Source organism: Agrobacterium sp. 22-214-1, from assembly GCF_053522465.1.
Genome location: NZ_JBNWCK010000001.1, coordinates 1334920 through 1350273, shown reverse-complemented (window position 1 = coordinate 1350273; position 15354 = coordinate 1334920). Strand labels below are relative to the sequence as shown.

Genomic DNA, 15354 nt, shown 5'->3' with positions numbered 1-15354 from the left:
GCCGAATATGTAGGGAACCTTTTTGGAGAGCACATAAAAATGCCGGGTCTGTGCCCGGCATTTTTGTTTCAATAGCAGAGACCGTTCGTGGTCACCCCGCCATGCGCATCTCTTCTGCCATGCCATGAAGCTGGTGGCCGGAAGAGACGCGGAAGCCGCGGATGAGGTTCAGCAGTTCCTCGGTGTCGACGGCCAACGCTTCCGCCGAAGCGGTGGTTTCTTCCGCCATCGCCGCATTGTGCTGGGTGGCGACATCGAGCTGGTTGAGCGACGAGGAGATCGAGCGCAGCGTCGTATCCTGTTCGGCGGCCGAATGGGCGATCTTGCTGACGATCTCGTTTGCGGATTTGATCTGGTCCGAGATGCGTTTCAGCGCATCACCGGCCTCGCCGACAAGGCGCACGCCGTTTTCCACCTGGGCGGAAGAGCGGGCGATCTGGTCCTTGATCTCCTTGGCGGCGGCCGCGGATTTCTGTGCGAGTTCGCGCACTTCCTGCGCCACCACGGCAAAGCCCTTGCCGGCCTCACCGGCACGTGCCGCTTCCACACCGGCATTCAGCGCCAGAAGGTTGGTCTGGAAGGCGATGTCGTCGATCACGCCGATGATGTTGGAAATCTGGTCGGAAGATTGCTCGATACCGCTCATCGCGGTAATCGCTTCTTCCACCACCCGGTCGCTGCGGATGGCTTCGGAGCTGACGGTGGTGACGCGCTTGGCGGCGTCGGCCGCCCCTTCCGCCGTCTGGCGCACCGCAACCGTCAATTCATCGAGAGCGGCCGAGGTTTCTTCCAGATTGGCAGCCTGCCGTTCGGTGCGCTGCGAAAGCTCGTTGGAGGCCTTGCGGATTTCTTCCTTGGAGCCGCCGATGTCGATGCTCTTGGAATTCACCTTGGCCATGGCGGCGTCGAGATGGATCAGGGCCTCGTTGAAATTGTCGCGCAGCGCCGCATAACGATTGCCGAGATCGCCGCAGCGCACGGTCAGATCGCCGCCCGCCAGCTTTTCCAGCGCCTCGCCGATGGTGGTGACGACGCGCGCCTGCAATTCCGCCTCGTCGCGCTGCATGTCGAGATTGTTCTGGCGCTCCGCATTGAGCTGCCGCTGCTGTTCTTCCTCGCGGCGCTGCATGGCATGGCGCTCGCGCACCTTGTCCTGAAGCGAGGCGGTGGCCTTCGCCATCATGCCCACCTCGTTGGTGAGGCCGGTATGGGGAATGGCGAGCGAGACGTTTTCATTGGCCACTTCACCGAGCGCACGGTGAATATCGCCAAGCGGCTTCGAAATGCCACGGATGACGTAGAAGGCGGCGGCAAGCGCCAGTACGAAGATGGCGGCACCGATGGACAGCGCCTTCATCACCTCGCCGCGCACCTGCGCGTTCAGATCGTCGATATAAACGCCGGTCACGACCACCACCTGCCACGGCTCGAAAGCAAGCGCATAGGAGCTCTTGGCGTAGTCATTGCCTTCCATGCCGGGCTTCGGACCATAAAAATCCGTCTGGCCGCCGCCATTGCGGCCAAGCCGCACCAACTCGTCGCGATAGGCGAAACCCTTGCTGTCCGGCTTGCCCTTGAAGCTTTCGCCGACGCGCTTGGCATCGGGATGGAACTTCATCGTCACATCGTAATCGTAACCGAACAGATAGCCGTCCGGCGTGAAGCGCATGGCGCTGACGGTGGCGTAAGCCTGTTTCATGGCCTCGTCGCGCGAAAGCGTTCCGGCCTTTTCCTTGTCGTGGAAGGATTGCAGGATGGAGATCGCCGATTGCACCTGCGTCCGCAGCATGCCGTAGCGTTCCTCATAGATTGCATCGGTGGCGGATTTCAGCTGATAAAACGTCGCCACGGCGAAGGCGGCCATCAGGGCCACCACGAGAACGATCAACTGACGGGAAATGGAAAGGTTCTTCATGGGCGCTCACAAGCGTTTGGGATCGCGCGCCTGAAAACGCCGCGCGGTACCGATGTTTCGGAGAAGGGAGAGGCGCATGATGCGCGATAAAAGGGCCAAAAAGCGCGTGTCCGCGCCGTGGCCTCATCCTGTGCTGCATCGCACTATAGACGCACTTAGCGGCTAAAAATTTGAATAAATATTTAATTAGCGAAAGCTTTATCAGGTCCGACAGGCAGAATAAGCGGGGATGAAAGCAATATTCCCTGCATGGTTGCGGCCCATTTCGGGAACGCAGCGATGACGCGATTATTTGACCTTCGTCATGAAATGCGTCATCGGCGGTCAATTGCCGCGCAATTTGAAATCCGGGAACTGGGGGGCACCGATCACCGAGGCGCTGGCGGGTTCGGCTGCGTTTTCGGTGGAAATTTCCTTGACGGCTGCCGTGGTCGTCGTCACGTCGATGGCGGCCGGTGTCGAAACCGTCTCAGCGGGATGTGCCACGGGTTCTGCGTCGTCATAGGTCGCGATGGCGGTGCTGGAGGTTTCTGCCATCCATGCGGGATTGGTGCTGACGAAGGTGACGGGCGCGCCGCCAAGCCAGGCTTCGGTGCGCAGCAGGGTGCGCTTGCCGTCGACTTCGCGCATTTCCGTGTGCTGCGTGCCCGGCTCAATGGAGGGAACGGCATAACCCTGCGCCACGGCTTTGCCCTTCATGGGCTTGCAGCCTGCGCAATCGCGACGAATGAAGCTGCCATTGGCCACATGCACGCCGTTTATATATTCGATGGAAGACGCCATCGCCGACCCGCCGGTCAGCGCGACAATCGCTGTCAGAAAAAGACGACGCATCGAAAAAACCCCCGAAATGACGGCGCGGCCTCGTGATCGAGACACAGTGCGCCATTCAATGTTCCGGCAAGTATTACCGATGTTTCGTTTCCATCGGGTCAGCAAACTTGGTAAAAATTGAACGAAATATTCGCGTCCAATCCCGTTTGCCTTAAGGATCAGGCCTTTTCGCGGGCGACGGCCTGCCAGCCGATATCGCGGCGGCAGAAGCCGTTTTCCCACTCCACCTTGTCGGCCAGCGCATAGGCGCGTGCCTGCGCTTCCGTGACGGTCTTTCCAAGGGCGGTGACGTTCAGCACGCGTCCGCCCGTCGCCACCAGCCCGCCGTCCTTCAGCGCGGTTCCGGCATGGAACACCTTCGCCTCTTCGCTGGCCTCGGGAATATGGGCGATCGGCGTGTTCTTGTCGTAAGCGGCGGGATAACCCTTGGAGGCGAGAACGACGGTCAGCGCCGCGTCGTCGCGCCATTCCGCCTCGACCTTGTCCAGCGTGCCGGTGGCGGTGGCATAGAGGATCGGCAGCAGATCGCTTTTCAGGCGCATCATCAGCACCTGGCATTCGGGATCGCCGAAACGCACGTTATATTCGATGAGTTCAGGGCCTTTGGCGGTAATCATCAACCCGGCGAAGAACACGCCGGAGAAGGGATTGCCATCCTTGGCCATGCCCGAAATCGTCGGCTCGATGATCTCCTTCATGGTGCGCTCCACCATGGCCGGTGTCATCACAGGGGCAGGGGAATAGGCACCCATGCCGCCGGTATTCGGGCCGGTATCGCCATCGCCGACGCGCTTGTGATCCTGTGCGGTGGCGAGCGCCAGTGCGGTCTTGCCATCCGAAAGGCAGAAGAAGCTGGCTTCCTCGCCATCGAGGAAGGCCTCCACCACCACTTCGGCGCCGGCTGCGCCGAAAGCACCGTCGAAACAGTCGTCGATGGCGGCAAGCGCTTCGGCTTCCGTCATGGCCACGGTCACGCCCTTGCCGGCGGCAAGCCCGTCGGCCTTGATGACGATCGGCGCGCCCTGTTGACGAACATAGTCCTTGGCCGGTTCAGCGGTCCTGAAACGCTGGTAAGCGCCGGTCGGAATATCGTAGCGCGCGCAGAGATCCTTGGTGAAACCCTTGGAACCCTCCAGCTGGGCGGCGGCTTTCGAGGGGCCGAAAGTGGCGATGCCGGCGGCACGCAAATCATCCGCAAGACCCGCAACCAGCGGCGCTTCCGGGCCGACGACGACGAAGTCGATTGCCTTTTCTTTCGCAAAGGCGATGATGGCCGCATGGTCTTCCACGTTCAGCGCCACCAGCGTCGCGTGATCGGCAATGCCGGGATTGCCGGGGGCGGCATAAAGCTCATCGAGCAGGGGAGACTGGGCGATTTTCCACGCCAGCGCATGTTCGCGTCCGCCGGAACCGATCAACAGAACTTTCATGGTCAATATCCCTGCAAATTCGCCAGTAACCTTGTGTCAGGGGCGTTAAGGGCAGGGGGGCGAAAGGTCAAGGAGAAAGCGCCGCAAATGCCCGTCTTTCCCTTGAAGGCCGCCTTTCCTGTGGAATCGTTGCCGCCTCTTGTTGTCACGCCACAATCAGACATTATGTTCGCCGCTCCAGACGTGAAAGCAGAGAACCCCCAAGAGTCCCCTATGACCGCAGACAATGCCCGCCTCGCCTCGCTCATCGCCACCGAAATCAACGCCCGCCCCGATCAGGTAAAGGCGGCGGTGGCGCTGCTGGACGAGGGTGCGACCGTTCCCTTTATCGCCCGTTACCGCAAGGAAGTGACGGGAGGGCTGGACGACACCCAGCTTCGCACGCTTTCGGAACGTCTTGTCTATCTGCGCGAACTCAATGCGCGCCGCGCCTCCATCGTGGAGTCCATCACCGGTCAGGGCAAGATGACCGATGAGCTGATGGTCAAGATCACGCAGGCAGGCACCAAGGCGGAGCTGGAAGACCTCTACCTGCCCTACAAGCCGAAGCGCCGCACCCGTGCCGAAATCGCCCGCGAACGCGGTCTCGGCCCGCTGGCAGAAGCCATCTGGGATAACCGCGCCGCCGATCCGGCGAAGCTGGCCGAAGCTTATGTTCAGGGCGAGGTGGCCGATGTGAAGGCGGCACTTGAGGGCGCGCGCGACATCGTGGCGGAAACCATGACGGAAAATGCCGATCTGCTCGGCCGCCTGCGCGATTACATGCGCCAGAACGCCACCTTCCGTGCGAAGGTGGTGGATGGCAAGCAGGCGACGGGTGAGAAATTCTCCGACTATTTCGATCATTTCGAGCGCTGGGCGACGGTGCCGGGCCACCGGGCGCTGGCCATGCTGCGCGGCTGGAACGAGGAAGTGCTGACGCTGACAATCGATGTCGATGCGGACGATCCCTCACCGGTGAAACCCGCACAGCGCACCATCGCCGCCGCCTTCGATATCCGCAATGCCGGCCCCGCCGACCAATGGCTGATGGAAGTGGCTGGCTGGACGTGGCGGGTAAAGCTTTCCATGTCGCTCTCGCTCGATCTGATGCGCGAATTGCGCGAGCGTGCCGAAGAAGAGGCGATCCATGTTTTCGCCCGCAATCTCAAGGATCTGCTGCTGGCAGCACCGGCCGGCTCCCGCGCCACCATGGGTCTCGATCCGGGCATCCGCACCGGCGTCAAGGTGGCTGTGGTGGATGGCACCGGCAAATTGCTTGATACCACGACGGTCTATCCCTTCCCGCCGAAGAACGATGTGCGCGGCACGCAGGCGGAACTTGCCGTCCTCATCCGCAAGCACAATGTCGAACTGATCGCCATCGGCAATGGCACCGGCAGCCGCGAGACGGAAAAGCTGGTCGCCGATCTTCTGGCGCAGATGCCCGCTTCGGGTGCAAAGCCCACCAAGGTCATCGTCTCGGAGGCGGGTGCTTCGGTCTATTCCGCTTCGGAACGGGCAGCCGCCGAATTCCCCAATCTCGATGTTTCGCTGCGCGGCGCCGTCTCCATCGCCCGCCGCCTTCAGGATCCGCTGGCTGAACTGGTGAAGATCGAGCCGAAATCCATCGGCGTCGGCCAGTACCAGCATGACGTCGATCAGGGCCGCCTCAGCCGTTCGCTCGATGCCGTGGTGGAAGATGCGGTGAACGCCGTCGGTGTCGATCTCAATACCGCTTCTTCACCGCTTCTGGCGCGGGTGTCCGGCCTTGGCAGCTCGATTGCCGATGCCATCGTCGCCCATCGCGACCAGACCGGCCCCTTCGCCAGCCGCAGGGAACTGCTGAAGGTGCCGCGCCTTGGCCAGCGCACCTTCGAGCAATGCGCCGGCTTCCTGCGCATCCCGAACGGCAAGGAACCGCTGGATGCTTCCTCGGTGCACCCGGAAGCCTATGGCGTGGCGAAAAAGATCGTCGCCGCCTGCGGTCGCGATCTGCGCTCGCTGATGGGCGACAGCGCCGCGTTGAAGGCGCTCGATCCGAAGACGTTCATCGACGAGCAATTCGGCCTGCCGACCGTGAAAGACATCATCGCCGAACTGGAAAAGCCCGGCCGCGACCCGCGCCCGAGCTTCAAGACCGCGACCTTTGCCGAGGGTGTGGACGAGATCACCGATCTGAAACCGGGCATGCTTCTGGAAGGCACCGTCACCAATGTCGCCGCCTTCGGCGCTTTCGTGGATATCGGCGTGCATCAGGACGGGTTGGTGCATGTCTCGCAACTCGCCGACCGTTTCGTGAAGGACCCGCATGAGGTCGTCAAGGCGGGCGATGTCGTCAAGGTGCGAGTCGTGGAAGTGGATGTGAAGCGCAAGCGCATCGGTCTCACCATGCGCAAGGATGGCGGCGAGGCTGCGCCGCAGCCGATGCGCGAGAAGGGCAATGCCAGCGCCATGCGGCACGCGACATCCAAGCCGAAAGAGCGCAACGAGGGGTCGCAAACCGGTGGTGCGCTTGCCGCCGCTCTGGCTGAAGCCATGAAGCGACGCTGACCTGCGGTTGAAATGATTTTTTACCAAAAAGCCTCGCCGCACACCCCGGCGGGGCTTTTTGCTTGATGAAATCGTTCAATTTTTTTGAAATAAGACTATCTTGAAACTTGTGCCGAAAGGAATACGGTCAGCGAAATTGATAAGTGAGACTTAGCAATTGGGGGTGCCATGGCGTCGTCTCTGCATGTTCTTCTCGAAAAGATAATCAAGACCGGTGATCTCACCGTCAACAGCCCGGGCGGCAGCCGCACATTCGGCGACGGCGCGGGAAAAAAGGTGGTTCTGAACTTCACCGACGAAGCCGCCATGCAGGAGATCGCCGCCGATCCGGCGCTGAAGCTGGCTGAAATGTATATGGAAGGCCGGGCGAAGGTCGCGGAAGGCGACATCTACGATTTTCTGGCGCTGGTCAAAGGCAATACGTTGAGCGAGGCGCTATCCTTCGGCATGATCTGGCGCGGCATGGCGCGCATCATCGCCGCCCGCATCAAGATGCATCTGCCGGTCAACCACAACAAGAGCAACGTCGCCCATCATTACGATCTGAGCGCCAAGCTGTTCGATCTCTTCCTCGACGAGGACTGGCAATATTCCTGCGCCTATTTCAATCCGCCGGGCATCAGTCTCTACGAGGCGCAGGTTGCCAAAAAACGGCACATTGCCGCCAAGCTGATGACCGAGCCGGGCCAGAGCGTGCTGGAAATCGGCTCCGGCTGGGGCGGCATGGCGATGTATATTGCCGAAAGCGCCGGTGCGGATGTGACCGGTATCACGCTCAGCGAAGAACAGCTGCGCGTTTCCCGCGACCGCGCCGCCAAACGCGGCCTTGCGGCAAATGTCCGTTTCGAATTGCAGGACTACCGCTACCTGCCGGCTTCGAAAAAATACGATCGCATCGTCTCCGTCGGCATGTTCGAACATGTCGGGCCGACCCATTATCGCGATTATTTCGACAAGGTGGCGGAGGTGCTGGACGACAAGGGCGTGATGGTGCTGCATTCCATCGGCCAGCCCTATCCGGCGCTGGCGACCAATCCCTTCATCGAAAAATATATTTTCCCCGGCGGTTATATTCCCTCGCTTGCCGAGGTGCTGCCGGCCATCGAAAAATCGCGGCTGCTGGTGAAGGATATTGAAATCCTGCCCATGCATTACGCCCATACGCTTCGCCACTGGCGCGAGCGTTTCGTGGCGCGCAGGGCCGAAGCGGTAGCGCTTTATGACGAACGCTTCTTCCGCATGTGGGAGTTTTATCTGGCGGGCTCGGAAATGGCCTTCACCCACGAAAACTTCCATATTTTCCAGATCCAGCTCGCCAAAGACCGGGATTCCGTGCCGCATAGTCGCGACTACATTGCGCAGAACGAAGCGAAGCTGCTGGAATTCGAGAAGACGCGCGCGCCACTGGAGAAAGTGACGTTCTGACCACGGCGTAGGTGAGGGCTGACCGAATTGTGGTGATTGTTGACAAACGTCTCCGCAATCTCGGCGTCATCCTCGGGCTCGTCCCGAGGATCTATCCACGTTGCGTAAAGTCCGTCGGTTGCAGATGCTCGGGACAGGCCCGAGCATGACGGAGGTGGGGTTTTGAGGCCTTGTCGCCACCCTCCGCAGGAGGCGAATTTCATGCCGCGCTGGTTAATGGAATGGAAAGACAATCCCTCTAATTCTACGGGCACCTGTCTGTATTGCGTTTCTGGGGTGCTTTCATGTTCAAGCCATCAGCGGCCGCCGCCGCCTGTGTTCTGTCGCTTTTTGCCGTGGGCAATGCCCATGCGGAAGGCTGGTTTTCCGGCGACTGGTATCTGAAGCTCGGCGGTGCGGGTTTCACCGCGCCGAAATATCAGGGCGACAACAAGAATGAATTCGGCTTCTCGCCCATCATTTCGCTCGGCCGCCAGGGCCAGGGCGCGCGTTTCACCTCGCGCAACGACAGCGCCTCGATTTCGCTTCTGGACAACGGCCCGATCAGTATGGGTCTTGCCGGAAAGCTGGTGTCCCCGCGTGACGAGGGCGACTCGTCCGATCTGAAGGGCATGACCCGCATCAAGCGCGGCGGCGAGCTTGGCGGTTTCGCCGAGGCCTATCCGACCGACTGGCTGCGCGTTCGCGGCGAAGTCCGTCAGGGCATTCGCAGCCATAGCGGCGTGGTCGGAGATGTTGCCGTCGATGCCTTCACCGATATCGCCCCCGGCATTCAGATTTCCGCCGGTCCGCGTGCGACATGGGTGAGCAGCAAATACAATGAGCGTTATTACGGCGTAAGTGCCGCGCAGACGGCTGCCGGCGCGCCATCGCCCTATAGCCCCGACGGCGGCCTGCATTCCGCCGGCATCGGCGCCGCCATCACATGGAAAGTCACCGAAAACGCCGAAGTCGGGTCGTTTGCGGAATATCGCCGCCTGACCGGCGACGCCGCCGACAGTTCGCTGGTGCGCGAGCGCGGCTCGAAGAACCAGTTCATGATCGGCGTTCAGGCGAGCTACAAGTTCAATTTCTCGCTGCCCTGATAAATAGCCGAGATATCGTCCTGCAAAGCCCCGTCGCGAAACCGCTGCGGGGCTTTTCCGCGTGTGCGGCCAGCTGCTGAAATCCATTCCGATTTTCCCGCCGATGCTGTAGAACCATCCCATGGTTCACCACAGCGATTTGTCAGATCGCGTCTCCGACGCGCCATCCAATAACTGGGTCTATCGGATTTTGCCGAGGCCCCTCTGGCCCTATGCGCAACTGGCCCGGTGGGATCGCCCCATCGGCTGGCAATTGCTGATGTGGCCATGTTTCTGGTCCGCAGCCCTTGCGGCAAATGTCGCGATGGCGAGCGGCGGCTTTTCCTGGGCGACGCTGATCTGGCATCTGGTGCTGTTCTTCATCGGATCGGTGGCGATGCGCGGCGCGGGCTGCACCTATAATGATCTGGCCGACCACAAGATCGACATGGCCGTGGCGCGCACCCGTTCGCGACCGCTGCCTTCCGGCCGCGTGAGCCGGTCGCAGGCCAAGCTCTTCATCGTCCTGCAGGCGCTTGCGGGGCTTGTCGTGCTTTTGCAGTTCAACAGTTTCGCAATCGCGACCGGCATATTCTCGCTGGTCTTCGTGGCGATCTATCCCTTCGCCAAGCGCTTCACCAACTGGCCGCAATTTTTCCTCGGCCTTGCCTTTTCCTCGGGTGCGCCGATGGGCTGGGCGGGACAGTTCGGATCGATCGCCTGGCCGGCTGTCCTGCTTTATGTCGGCTCCATCGCCTGGACGATCGGTTATGATACAATCTACGCCCATCAGGACAAGGAAGACGACACCGCCGTGGGCATCGGTTCAACCGCCCTGCTGTTTGGCGAGAACACACATCGCTGGCTGGTTTTCCTTTATGGCACAGCCCTTGTCATGATGTTCCTGTCGTTCTGGGTCGCGGGTGTTAACGTCATTGCCTATAGCGGCCTTGCCGCTGCGGCCATCATGCTGTTCCGGCAGGTCTGGGTGCTTAATATCGACGATGTCGCTCAGTGCCTCGTGCTGTTCAAATCCAACAACCGCGTCGGCGTGCTGATTTTCGCGGGCCTCATCCTGCCGCTCCTGCTGGCATAAGCCTGTGAAAACACGGAATGAAAAAGCCCGGCCGCGTCATCCGCGCCGGGCTTTTTGATTTGTCTGGCTGAAGATTATCAGCTGCGGGCGATGATTTCCTTGCCCTCGATCTTCATGCTCATGCCCAGCGAACCGGTGGAGCGGCGAACGAGGAAGCGCGGACGGCGTTCCGCGAAATAGGAATGGCGGCGGCGCGGGCGGGTATTCTGGGTGCGCACCTTGCCGAGATGTTCTTCCAGCGGACGGGCAACGCCATCGGCTTCCACCATCAGCATGGGAATACGGTAGGCCTCGGACCAGCTGCGCCAGTCGGCGGCGATATCGCAGAGATCGTGGGCGACGAGAAGCGGAACGCAGAGGTCCGGATCGTCATGGTGCAGCTCCAGCGTCACCGTTACCTGTCCGTCGCCATGGTCGATGGCGCGGGCGGCAACGCCCTTGAAAGCGCGGGCTGGCAAAGCGAAGGACAGAGGCAGGCCGGAAGAGGAAAGAACCTTTCTCAGAACGGCGCCCCGTTCATCGAGGGTGACGGCGACATCGCTCGCGCCATTGCCTTTTCCATAGGTGACCTGTTGCGGAAAACGTGCCGGGTCGAGTCTGAGAGTGGCGACGGCCCAGTCGGGCTTCAGAACGGTCTTGGTCATGTTTATTCTACCCTTGTTTTACCTGAGAGCCGGTTTCCGGTCTTCTCATCGGGACTTTTCGTCCTCTGATGTCGGGAGAATATCCGCCGCCTGTTCGAGACTGCTTAAAAATCGCGGTTAAGAAAACTTTGCATTCCCAAATGGTTAGCAAAACACACTGTGGCATGGTTTCGCTTAGGTAAAAGAGATCGGGACAATGCGGTTTTTATCCCGGCCGAAATTGTGCTCTTTCAAGCTCCGGGCAAGGCGTCTCCCGCATAGTCAGGCAAAGGCTTGCCGTGCGTCCCGATGGAGGCGCGATGGGTGGATTGAAAACCGGAGCATTCGGCGTCTGAAGCGACGCGCGGGTCTCCAGGGGGCATTCGGATGGTATCGACTTATCTCAGCTACGACCTCATCAACCGCGATATGAAGGCAAGCCTGTCGCGCGTGTCGCAGCAGGGGCTCATCGAGCGGCAGACGACATATTACAAGGAAAACATCGGCAATGTGAAAAGCGTCGATGAGTTCCTCGACAATTACCAGCTCTATTCCTATGCCATGGATGCCTTCGGTCTCGGCGAAATGACCTATGCCAAGGCCTTTATGAAAAAGGTGCTGGAAAGCGATCTGAACGACCAGAACAGCTTCGCCAACAAGCTCACCGACGAGCGGTATCGGGAATTCGCCGCAGCCTTCAACTTCACCACATCGACGAAGACCGTTCAGACGGAAGCGCAGCTCGACAAGATGATCGGGCTTTACGATACGTCGATAACCGATCTCGATGACAGCCTTGCGGAAGAGACCCGTTATTACAAGGCGATTGTCGGCACGGTAACCAATGTCGACCAACTGCTGCGCAACGACCGCACCCGCGCCTATATCTTTCAGGTCTTCGGCATCGATGAGAAGACCTATTCCTATGCCCATATCAAGGGACTGATGACGAGCGACATCAACGATCCCGACAGCTACATCAACCAGAAATACGGCGCGGCCTATAATGACGCGGTCGAAAAACTGACGATGAAGGGCAATATCGAACTGCACGCGCAGGTCACTGCCCGGATTACCGCAATCGACACCGAACTCGCCGACACCGGTTTGACGGCTGAGGAGCGCACGGAGCTGGAGGCGGAAAAGGTGACGCGCCAGGACCAGCTGACCCAGCTCGAGGCGGTGTTGCCGCCGCAGGATGAGTGGGAAGCGAAGCTCGCCGCCATCAAGGCCGAGCAGACGACGCTCACCAGCACCGTCACGCAATATAACAAGATGGCGCAGCTCGCCACCGCCTTCGAGTTCAAGAACGACGGCACGGTGACCGCCGGTCAGGCGCAGACGGCGGATAATCTCAAGGCCCTGACGGATGCCTATATCGGCAGCGCCCCGCGCGTGACGCCGACCGTCGCCACACTGAACCGGGATTATTTCGAATCGAAGATCGGTTCGATCAAGACGGTAACCGAACTGACGGCGGATACCCGGCTTCTCAACTATATCAGGACCGCCTTCGACCTGAACGACCTCACAGTCGTCACGGCAACGATCCAGAATATCCTGACCAGCGATCTGAGCGATCCGAGCAACTACATCGCGACCGTCGGCAAGAACGACAAGCGTTATATCGCCTTGAGAAATGCCTTCAATTTCCAGACCGACGGAACGCTGGCAGCCGGCACCACGCCCCAGACGACGGCACAGACCGCAACCACCACCAGCGGTTATATGACCTATTATAACGACAAGGATGATGCCGCCGACGAGAAAGCGCTGAAGCTGTTCAAGAGCGATATAGCCAGCGTCACATCCGTCAAGGATTTCATCGACAGCAGCGCGGTCTATACCTATGCGCTGAAAGCCGTTGGCCTCGATCCGACCAAGGTAAATTCCGCCGATATTCGCAAGGTCCTCACCAGCGATCTGCAGGATAAAAAGAGCTTCGTCTACACGCTGGACGACGAGCGTTATGTCAAGCTGGCGGAGCTGTTCAACTTCGCCTCCGATGGCAGCGTCGGCACACCGGTTCTGGCGCAGTCGGAAATCGAGATGCAGACCATGTCGGCCGACTATATCAAGAAAAAATCGGCTTTCGGCACGGAAAAGGACAAGGAAACGGCGACGAAGGAATCGGAATATTTCACGGCCGAGATGCAGAAGATCAAGACGCTCAAGGAATTCCTGAGCGACGATCGCCTGACGAAATTCGCGATGGAGTCGCTCGGCATCGATCCCGAAAGCGTGACGAAGGAACAGCTCGAAAAGGCCTTCACCTCGAAGCTCGATGACAAGGACAGCTACGTCAACAAGGAGATGGATCCGGTCTTCCGCCGCCTCGTCACCGCCTTCAACTTCAATACCGACGGTACGCTTCTTCACGAGGACCGCAGCCTGATCCAGACGCGGCGCGGCCTTTACGAGACGCTGGACAACTACCTCACCCAGACGCTGGAAACGCAGGCGGGCGAAGAAAATGCCGGCGTGCGCCTGGCGCTTTATTTCCAGCGCATGGCGGCCGGAACGACGTCCTATTACTCGATCCTCGCCGACACGGCGCTCCAGAGCTTCATCAACACCACTTTCGGGATTCCGGACGAACTCGCCAATGCCGAGGTCGATACGCAGGTGACGATGATGAAGAAATATTTCGACATCGAGGATTTTCAGGATCCGGAAAAGGTCAAGAAGCTGGTCGCCCGTTTCACCATCATGTACGACAATCAGCAGAACACTACCGATCCGATCATGACGCTCTTCAACGGCAGCGGTTCGGTGGGTATCAGCGCCGATACGCTGCTGGCGGTTGCCACGCTGCGGGCGCGGTAGCACAGAAAGCGCGGACGAGCGACGGGAGGATCGGCGTTAGCCGGCTTGAGGCTGATGACGAAGCCTCACGCATAGGCGGCGTCATCCCCGGGGATTTGTACTATCCTCTTACCACCCCGGCAGCATGTGCCCGGCGCGCAGGCGCGGCATCTTGGGGTAGGTCTTCACATCGCTGTCCATTTCGTCGGCAACGCTCATCGGCGAGATATTGTCGAGGCAGGCAGTGATGTGGTCGGTGATGGCGTTCACCAGCGAAGGGGAGAGGCCCGGCCGTTTCATCAGGCCGATCTGCACCGGCGGCAGGGGCGGGAAACCGTCCGCGGCGGTCAGAACCTTCATGCCGGTGCGCAGCGCCGATTCCGGCAGCACCGAGACGGCCATGCCCGCTAGCACGGCAGCGGCGACGACGGTGGAAGACCAGCTCGTGAACAGGACCTGATAGTCCCGTCCATCGGCATCGAGTGCCGAACACGCAAGCTGGCGCCAGTGGCAATCTCGCCGCCCGACGGCGAGCGGCACGGGTGCATCGTCCTTCAGCGGATGGTTGGCGGAAGCGACCCAGCAGAGCGGCTCGGTGCGCACCACATCCGAGGAGCGCGCGCGCGGATTATGGGTGACGAGGGCGATATCCAGTTCGCCGCGCGCCATTTTTTCGGCAAGGCTGACCGAAGGTTCGCAGACGATATAAAGCTCGACATTGGGATGGGTCTTGGCGAAGCGCCCGATAATCTCCGGCATGTAGCGGTCGGCATAGTCATCGGGCGTGCCGATGCGCAGCATGCCTTCCAAACGGTTGTCGTCGAAGGCGGCGATTGCCTCGTTATTGAGGCGGATGATGCGGCGGGCGTAATTCATCAGCTTTTCGCCTTCCGCTGTCAGGCGGTTGCCACGCCCGTCCTTGGCGAAAAGCTGCTTGCCGATCCGTTCTTCCAGCCGTCGCATCTGCATGGAAACGGCGGATTGCGTCTTGAAAACGCGGTCTGCGGCCTTGGTGAAGCTGCCCGTATCGACGATGGCGATGAAGGTATGCAGCTGGTCTATGTCGAGAGGTGCGGACATGGATGGTCATCCATCAGAATGATTGATGCCTCACATTAGAAACATTCGTTGGACTGATCAATAGTCTTGCGACATTTTGACACCCAGCAAATCAATATCAACCCCGGGCCGGCGAAACGTCAGGCCCCCAACCCGAGGCAGCTTCTCGCGCGTGGTGCGCCGGGGGCGGTGCCGCATCGTGCCGTTACGAAAGGATAAGTGTCATGCGCACGGCAGAACGGAGAATGGAACTGGAACTCGCAACCTCCCGGCAGAACGATACGCTTCGTCGTGTCGCTGGCCTCTTTGCTTTCCGCGTCAAAACGTTCTTGCAGCGCATCTACAATCGTATCGTGGCCAATGGCCTCACGGAACTTGATGACCGCCTTCTGGCCGATATCGGTCTGGCGCGCTCGGATGTGAGGGATGCGCTCAATACCGGCCTGCTCGAGGATCCGACCGCCCATCTGACCCGCGCCGCACGCAACCGCGCGGTGACCCGGTTCAAGACCGTTTAAAGCATTTCCGGGAAAGGCGGGCCCCGGTTTTCCGTCCGGAAATGCGCCAAAAC

11 protein-coding genes are annotated in these 15354 nt (G+C 60.1%); 6 read left to right on the top strand and 5 right to left on the bottom strand.

Translation table 11 applies throughout. The features are described 5' to 3' along the window. Positions 1 to 91: 91 nt before the first annotated feature. The 3 genes from ACQZ5G_RS06820 to purD form a co-directional block, all read right to left on the bottom strand. Complete coding sequence (locus ACQZ5G_RS06820) at positions 92 to 1915, bottom strand: methyl-accepting chemotaxis protein (protein ID WP_448737342.1); 1824 nt, start codon at positions 1913 to 1915, stop codon at positions 92 to 94. Positions 1916 to 2239: 324 nt separating this feature from the next. After that, positions 2240 to 2749, bottom strand: a complete 510-nt coding sequence (locus ACQZ5G_RS06815; RefSeq protein WP_448737343.1) for a plant virulence effector HPE1-like domain-containing protein — start codon at positions 2747 to 2749, stop codon at positions 2240 to 2242. Between the two features lie 158 nt (positions 2750 to 2907). Beyond that, on the bottom strand, positions 2908 to 4179 hold the full coding sequence (purD, locus tag ACQZ5G_RS06810; protein ID WP_448737344.1) for a phosphoribosylamine--glycine ligase: 1272 nt from the start codon (positions 4177 to 4179) through the stop codon (positions 2908 to 2910). Positions 4180 to 4392: 213 nt separating this feature from the next. Between purD and ACQZ5G_RS06805 the strand changes: the two genes are divergently transcribed. The 4 genes from ACQZ5G_RS06805 to ubiA all read left to right on the top strand — a co-directional run bounded on the left by ACQZ5G_RS06805 (position 4393) and on the right by ubiA (position 10296). Then, the gene (locus tag ACQZ5G_RS06805; protein ID WP_448737345.1) at positions 4393 to 6711 is read left to right on the top strand and encodes a Tex family protein; all 2319 of its coding nucleotides are present in this window, start codon (positions 4393 to 4395) and stop codon (positions 6709 to 6711) included. A gap of 168 nt (positions 6712 to 6879) precedes the next feature. Beyond that, positions 6880 to 8136, top strand: a complete 1257-nt coding sequence (locus ACQZ5G_RS06800) for a class I SAM-dependent methyltransferase (protein WP_448737346.1) — start codon at positions 6880 to 6882, stop codon at positions 8134 to 8136. Between the two features lie 284 nt (positions 8137 to 8420). Beyond that, positions 8421 to 9221 (top strand): MipA/OmpV family protein, encoded by an 801-nt coding sequence (locus tag ACQZ5G_RS06795; protein WP_448737347.1) that lies wholly within the window; start codon positions 8421 to 8423, stop codon positions 9219 to 9221. 121 nt (positions 9222 to 9342) lie between these two features. Next, positions 9343 to 10296, top strand: coding sequence for a 4-hydroxybenzoate octaprenyltransferase (gene ubiA / locus ACQZ5G_RS06790; protein ID WP_448737348.1), 954 nt, complete (start codon positions 9343 to 9345; stop codon positions 10294 to 10296). Between the two features lie 77 nt (positions 10297 to 10373). Here ubiA and ACQZ5G_RS06785 read toward each other — a convergent pair whose 3' ends face one another. Then, positions 10374 to 10940, bottom strand: a complete 567-nt coding sequence (locus tag ACQZ5G_RS06785) for a DUF6101 family protein (RefSeq protein WP_004432786.1) — start codon at positions 10938 to 10940, stop codon at positions 10374 to 10376. A gap of 366 nt (positions 10941 to 11306) precedes the next feature. Between ACQZ5G_RS06785 and ACQZ5G_RS06780 the strand changes: the two genes are divergently transcribed. Further along, positions 11307 to 13745 (top strand): DUF1217 domain-containing protein, encoded by a 2439-nt coding sequence (locus ACQZ5G_RS06780; protein WP_004432788.1) that lies wholly within the window; start codon positions 11307 to 11309, stop codon positions 13743 to 13745. Positions 13746 to 13853: 108 nt separating this feature from the next. Here the strand turns inward: ACQZ5G_RS06780 and ACQZ5G_RS06775 are convergent, their stop codons facing one another. After that, the gene (locus ACQZ5G_RS06775; protein ID WP_004432791.1) at positions 13854 to 14804 is read right to left on the bottom strand and encodes a LysR substrate-binding domain-containing protein; all 951 of its coding nucleotides are present in this window, start codon (positions 14802 to 14804) and stop codon (positions 13854 to 13856) included. Between the two features lie 203 nt (positions 14805 to 15007). Here ACQZ5G_RS06775 and ACQZ5G_RS06770 point away from each other — a divergent pair, with 203 nt between their 5' ends. Beyond that, positions 15008 to 15301: a DUF1127 domain-containing protein gene (locus tag ACQZ5G_RS06770; protein WP_004432794.1), complete on the top strand. Its 294-nt coding sequence runs from the start codon at positions 15008 to 15010 to the stop codon at positions 15299 to 15301. Positions 15302 to 15354 lie beyond the last annotated feature (53 nt).

What these genes read in the sequence shown, in the direction of transcription:
- ACQZ5G_RS06770 (WP_004432794.1), top strand. Translation starts at nt 15,008, where the DNA reads ATGCGCACGGCAGAACGGAGAATGGAACTGGAACTCGCAACCTCCCGG.
- ACQZ5G_RS06800 (WP_448737346.1), top strand. Translation starts at nt 6,880, where the DNA reads ATGGCGTCGTCTCTGCATGTTCTTCTCGAAAAGATAATCAAGACCGGT.
- ACQZ5G_RS06780 (WP_004432788.1), top strand. Translation starts at nt 11,307, where the DNA reads ATGGTATCGACTTATCTCAGCTACGACCTCATCAACCGCGATATGAAG.
- purD (WP_448737344.1), bottom strand. Translation starts at nt 4,179, where the DNA reads ATGAAAGTTCTGTTGATCGGTTCCGGCGGACGCGAACATGCGCTGGCG.
- ACQZ5G_RS06805 (WP_448737345.1), top strand. Translation starts at nt 4,393, where the DNA reads ATGACCGCAGACAATGCCCGCCTCGCCTCGCTCATCGCCACCGAAATC.
- ubiA (WP_448737348.1), top strand. Translation starts at nt 9,343, where the DNA reads ATGGTTCACCACAGCGATTTGTCAGATCGCGTCTCCGACGCGCCATCC.
- ACQZ5G_RS06785 (WP_004432786.1), bottom strand. Translation starts at nt 10,940, where the DNA reads ATGACCAAGACCGTTCTGAAGCCCGACTGGGCCGTCGCCACTCTCAGA.
- ACQZ5G_RS06820 (WP_448737342.1), bottom strand. Translation starts at nt 1,915, where the DNA reads ATGAAGAACCTTTCCATTTCCCGTCAGTTGATCGTTCTCGTGGTGGCC.
- ACQZ5G_RS06795 (WP_448737347.1), top strand. Translation starts at nt 8,421, where the DNA reads ATGTTCAAGCCATCAGCGGCCGCCGCCGCCTGTGTTCTGTCGCTTTTT.
- ACQZ5G_RS06815 (WP_448737343.1), bottom strand. Translation starts at nt 2,749, where the DNA reads ATGCGTCGTCTTTTTCTGACAGCGATTGTCGCGCTGACCGGCGGGTCG.
- ACQZ5G_RS06775 (WP_004432791.1), bottom strand. Translation starts at nt 14,804, where the DNA reads ATGTCCGCACCTCTCGACATAGACCAGCTGCATACCTTCATCGCCATC.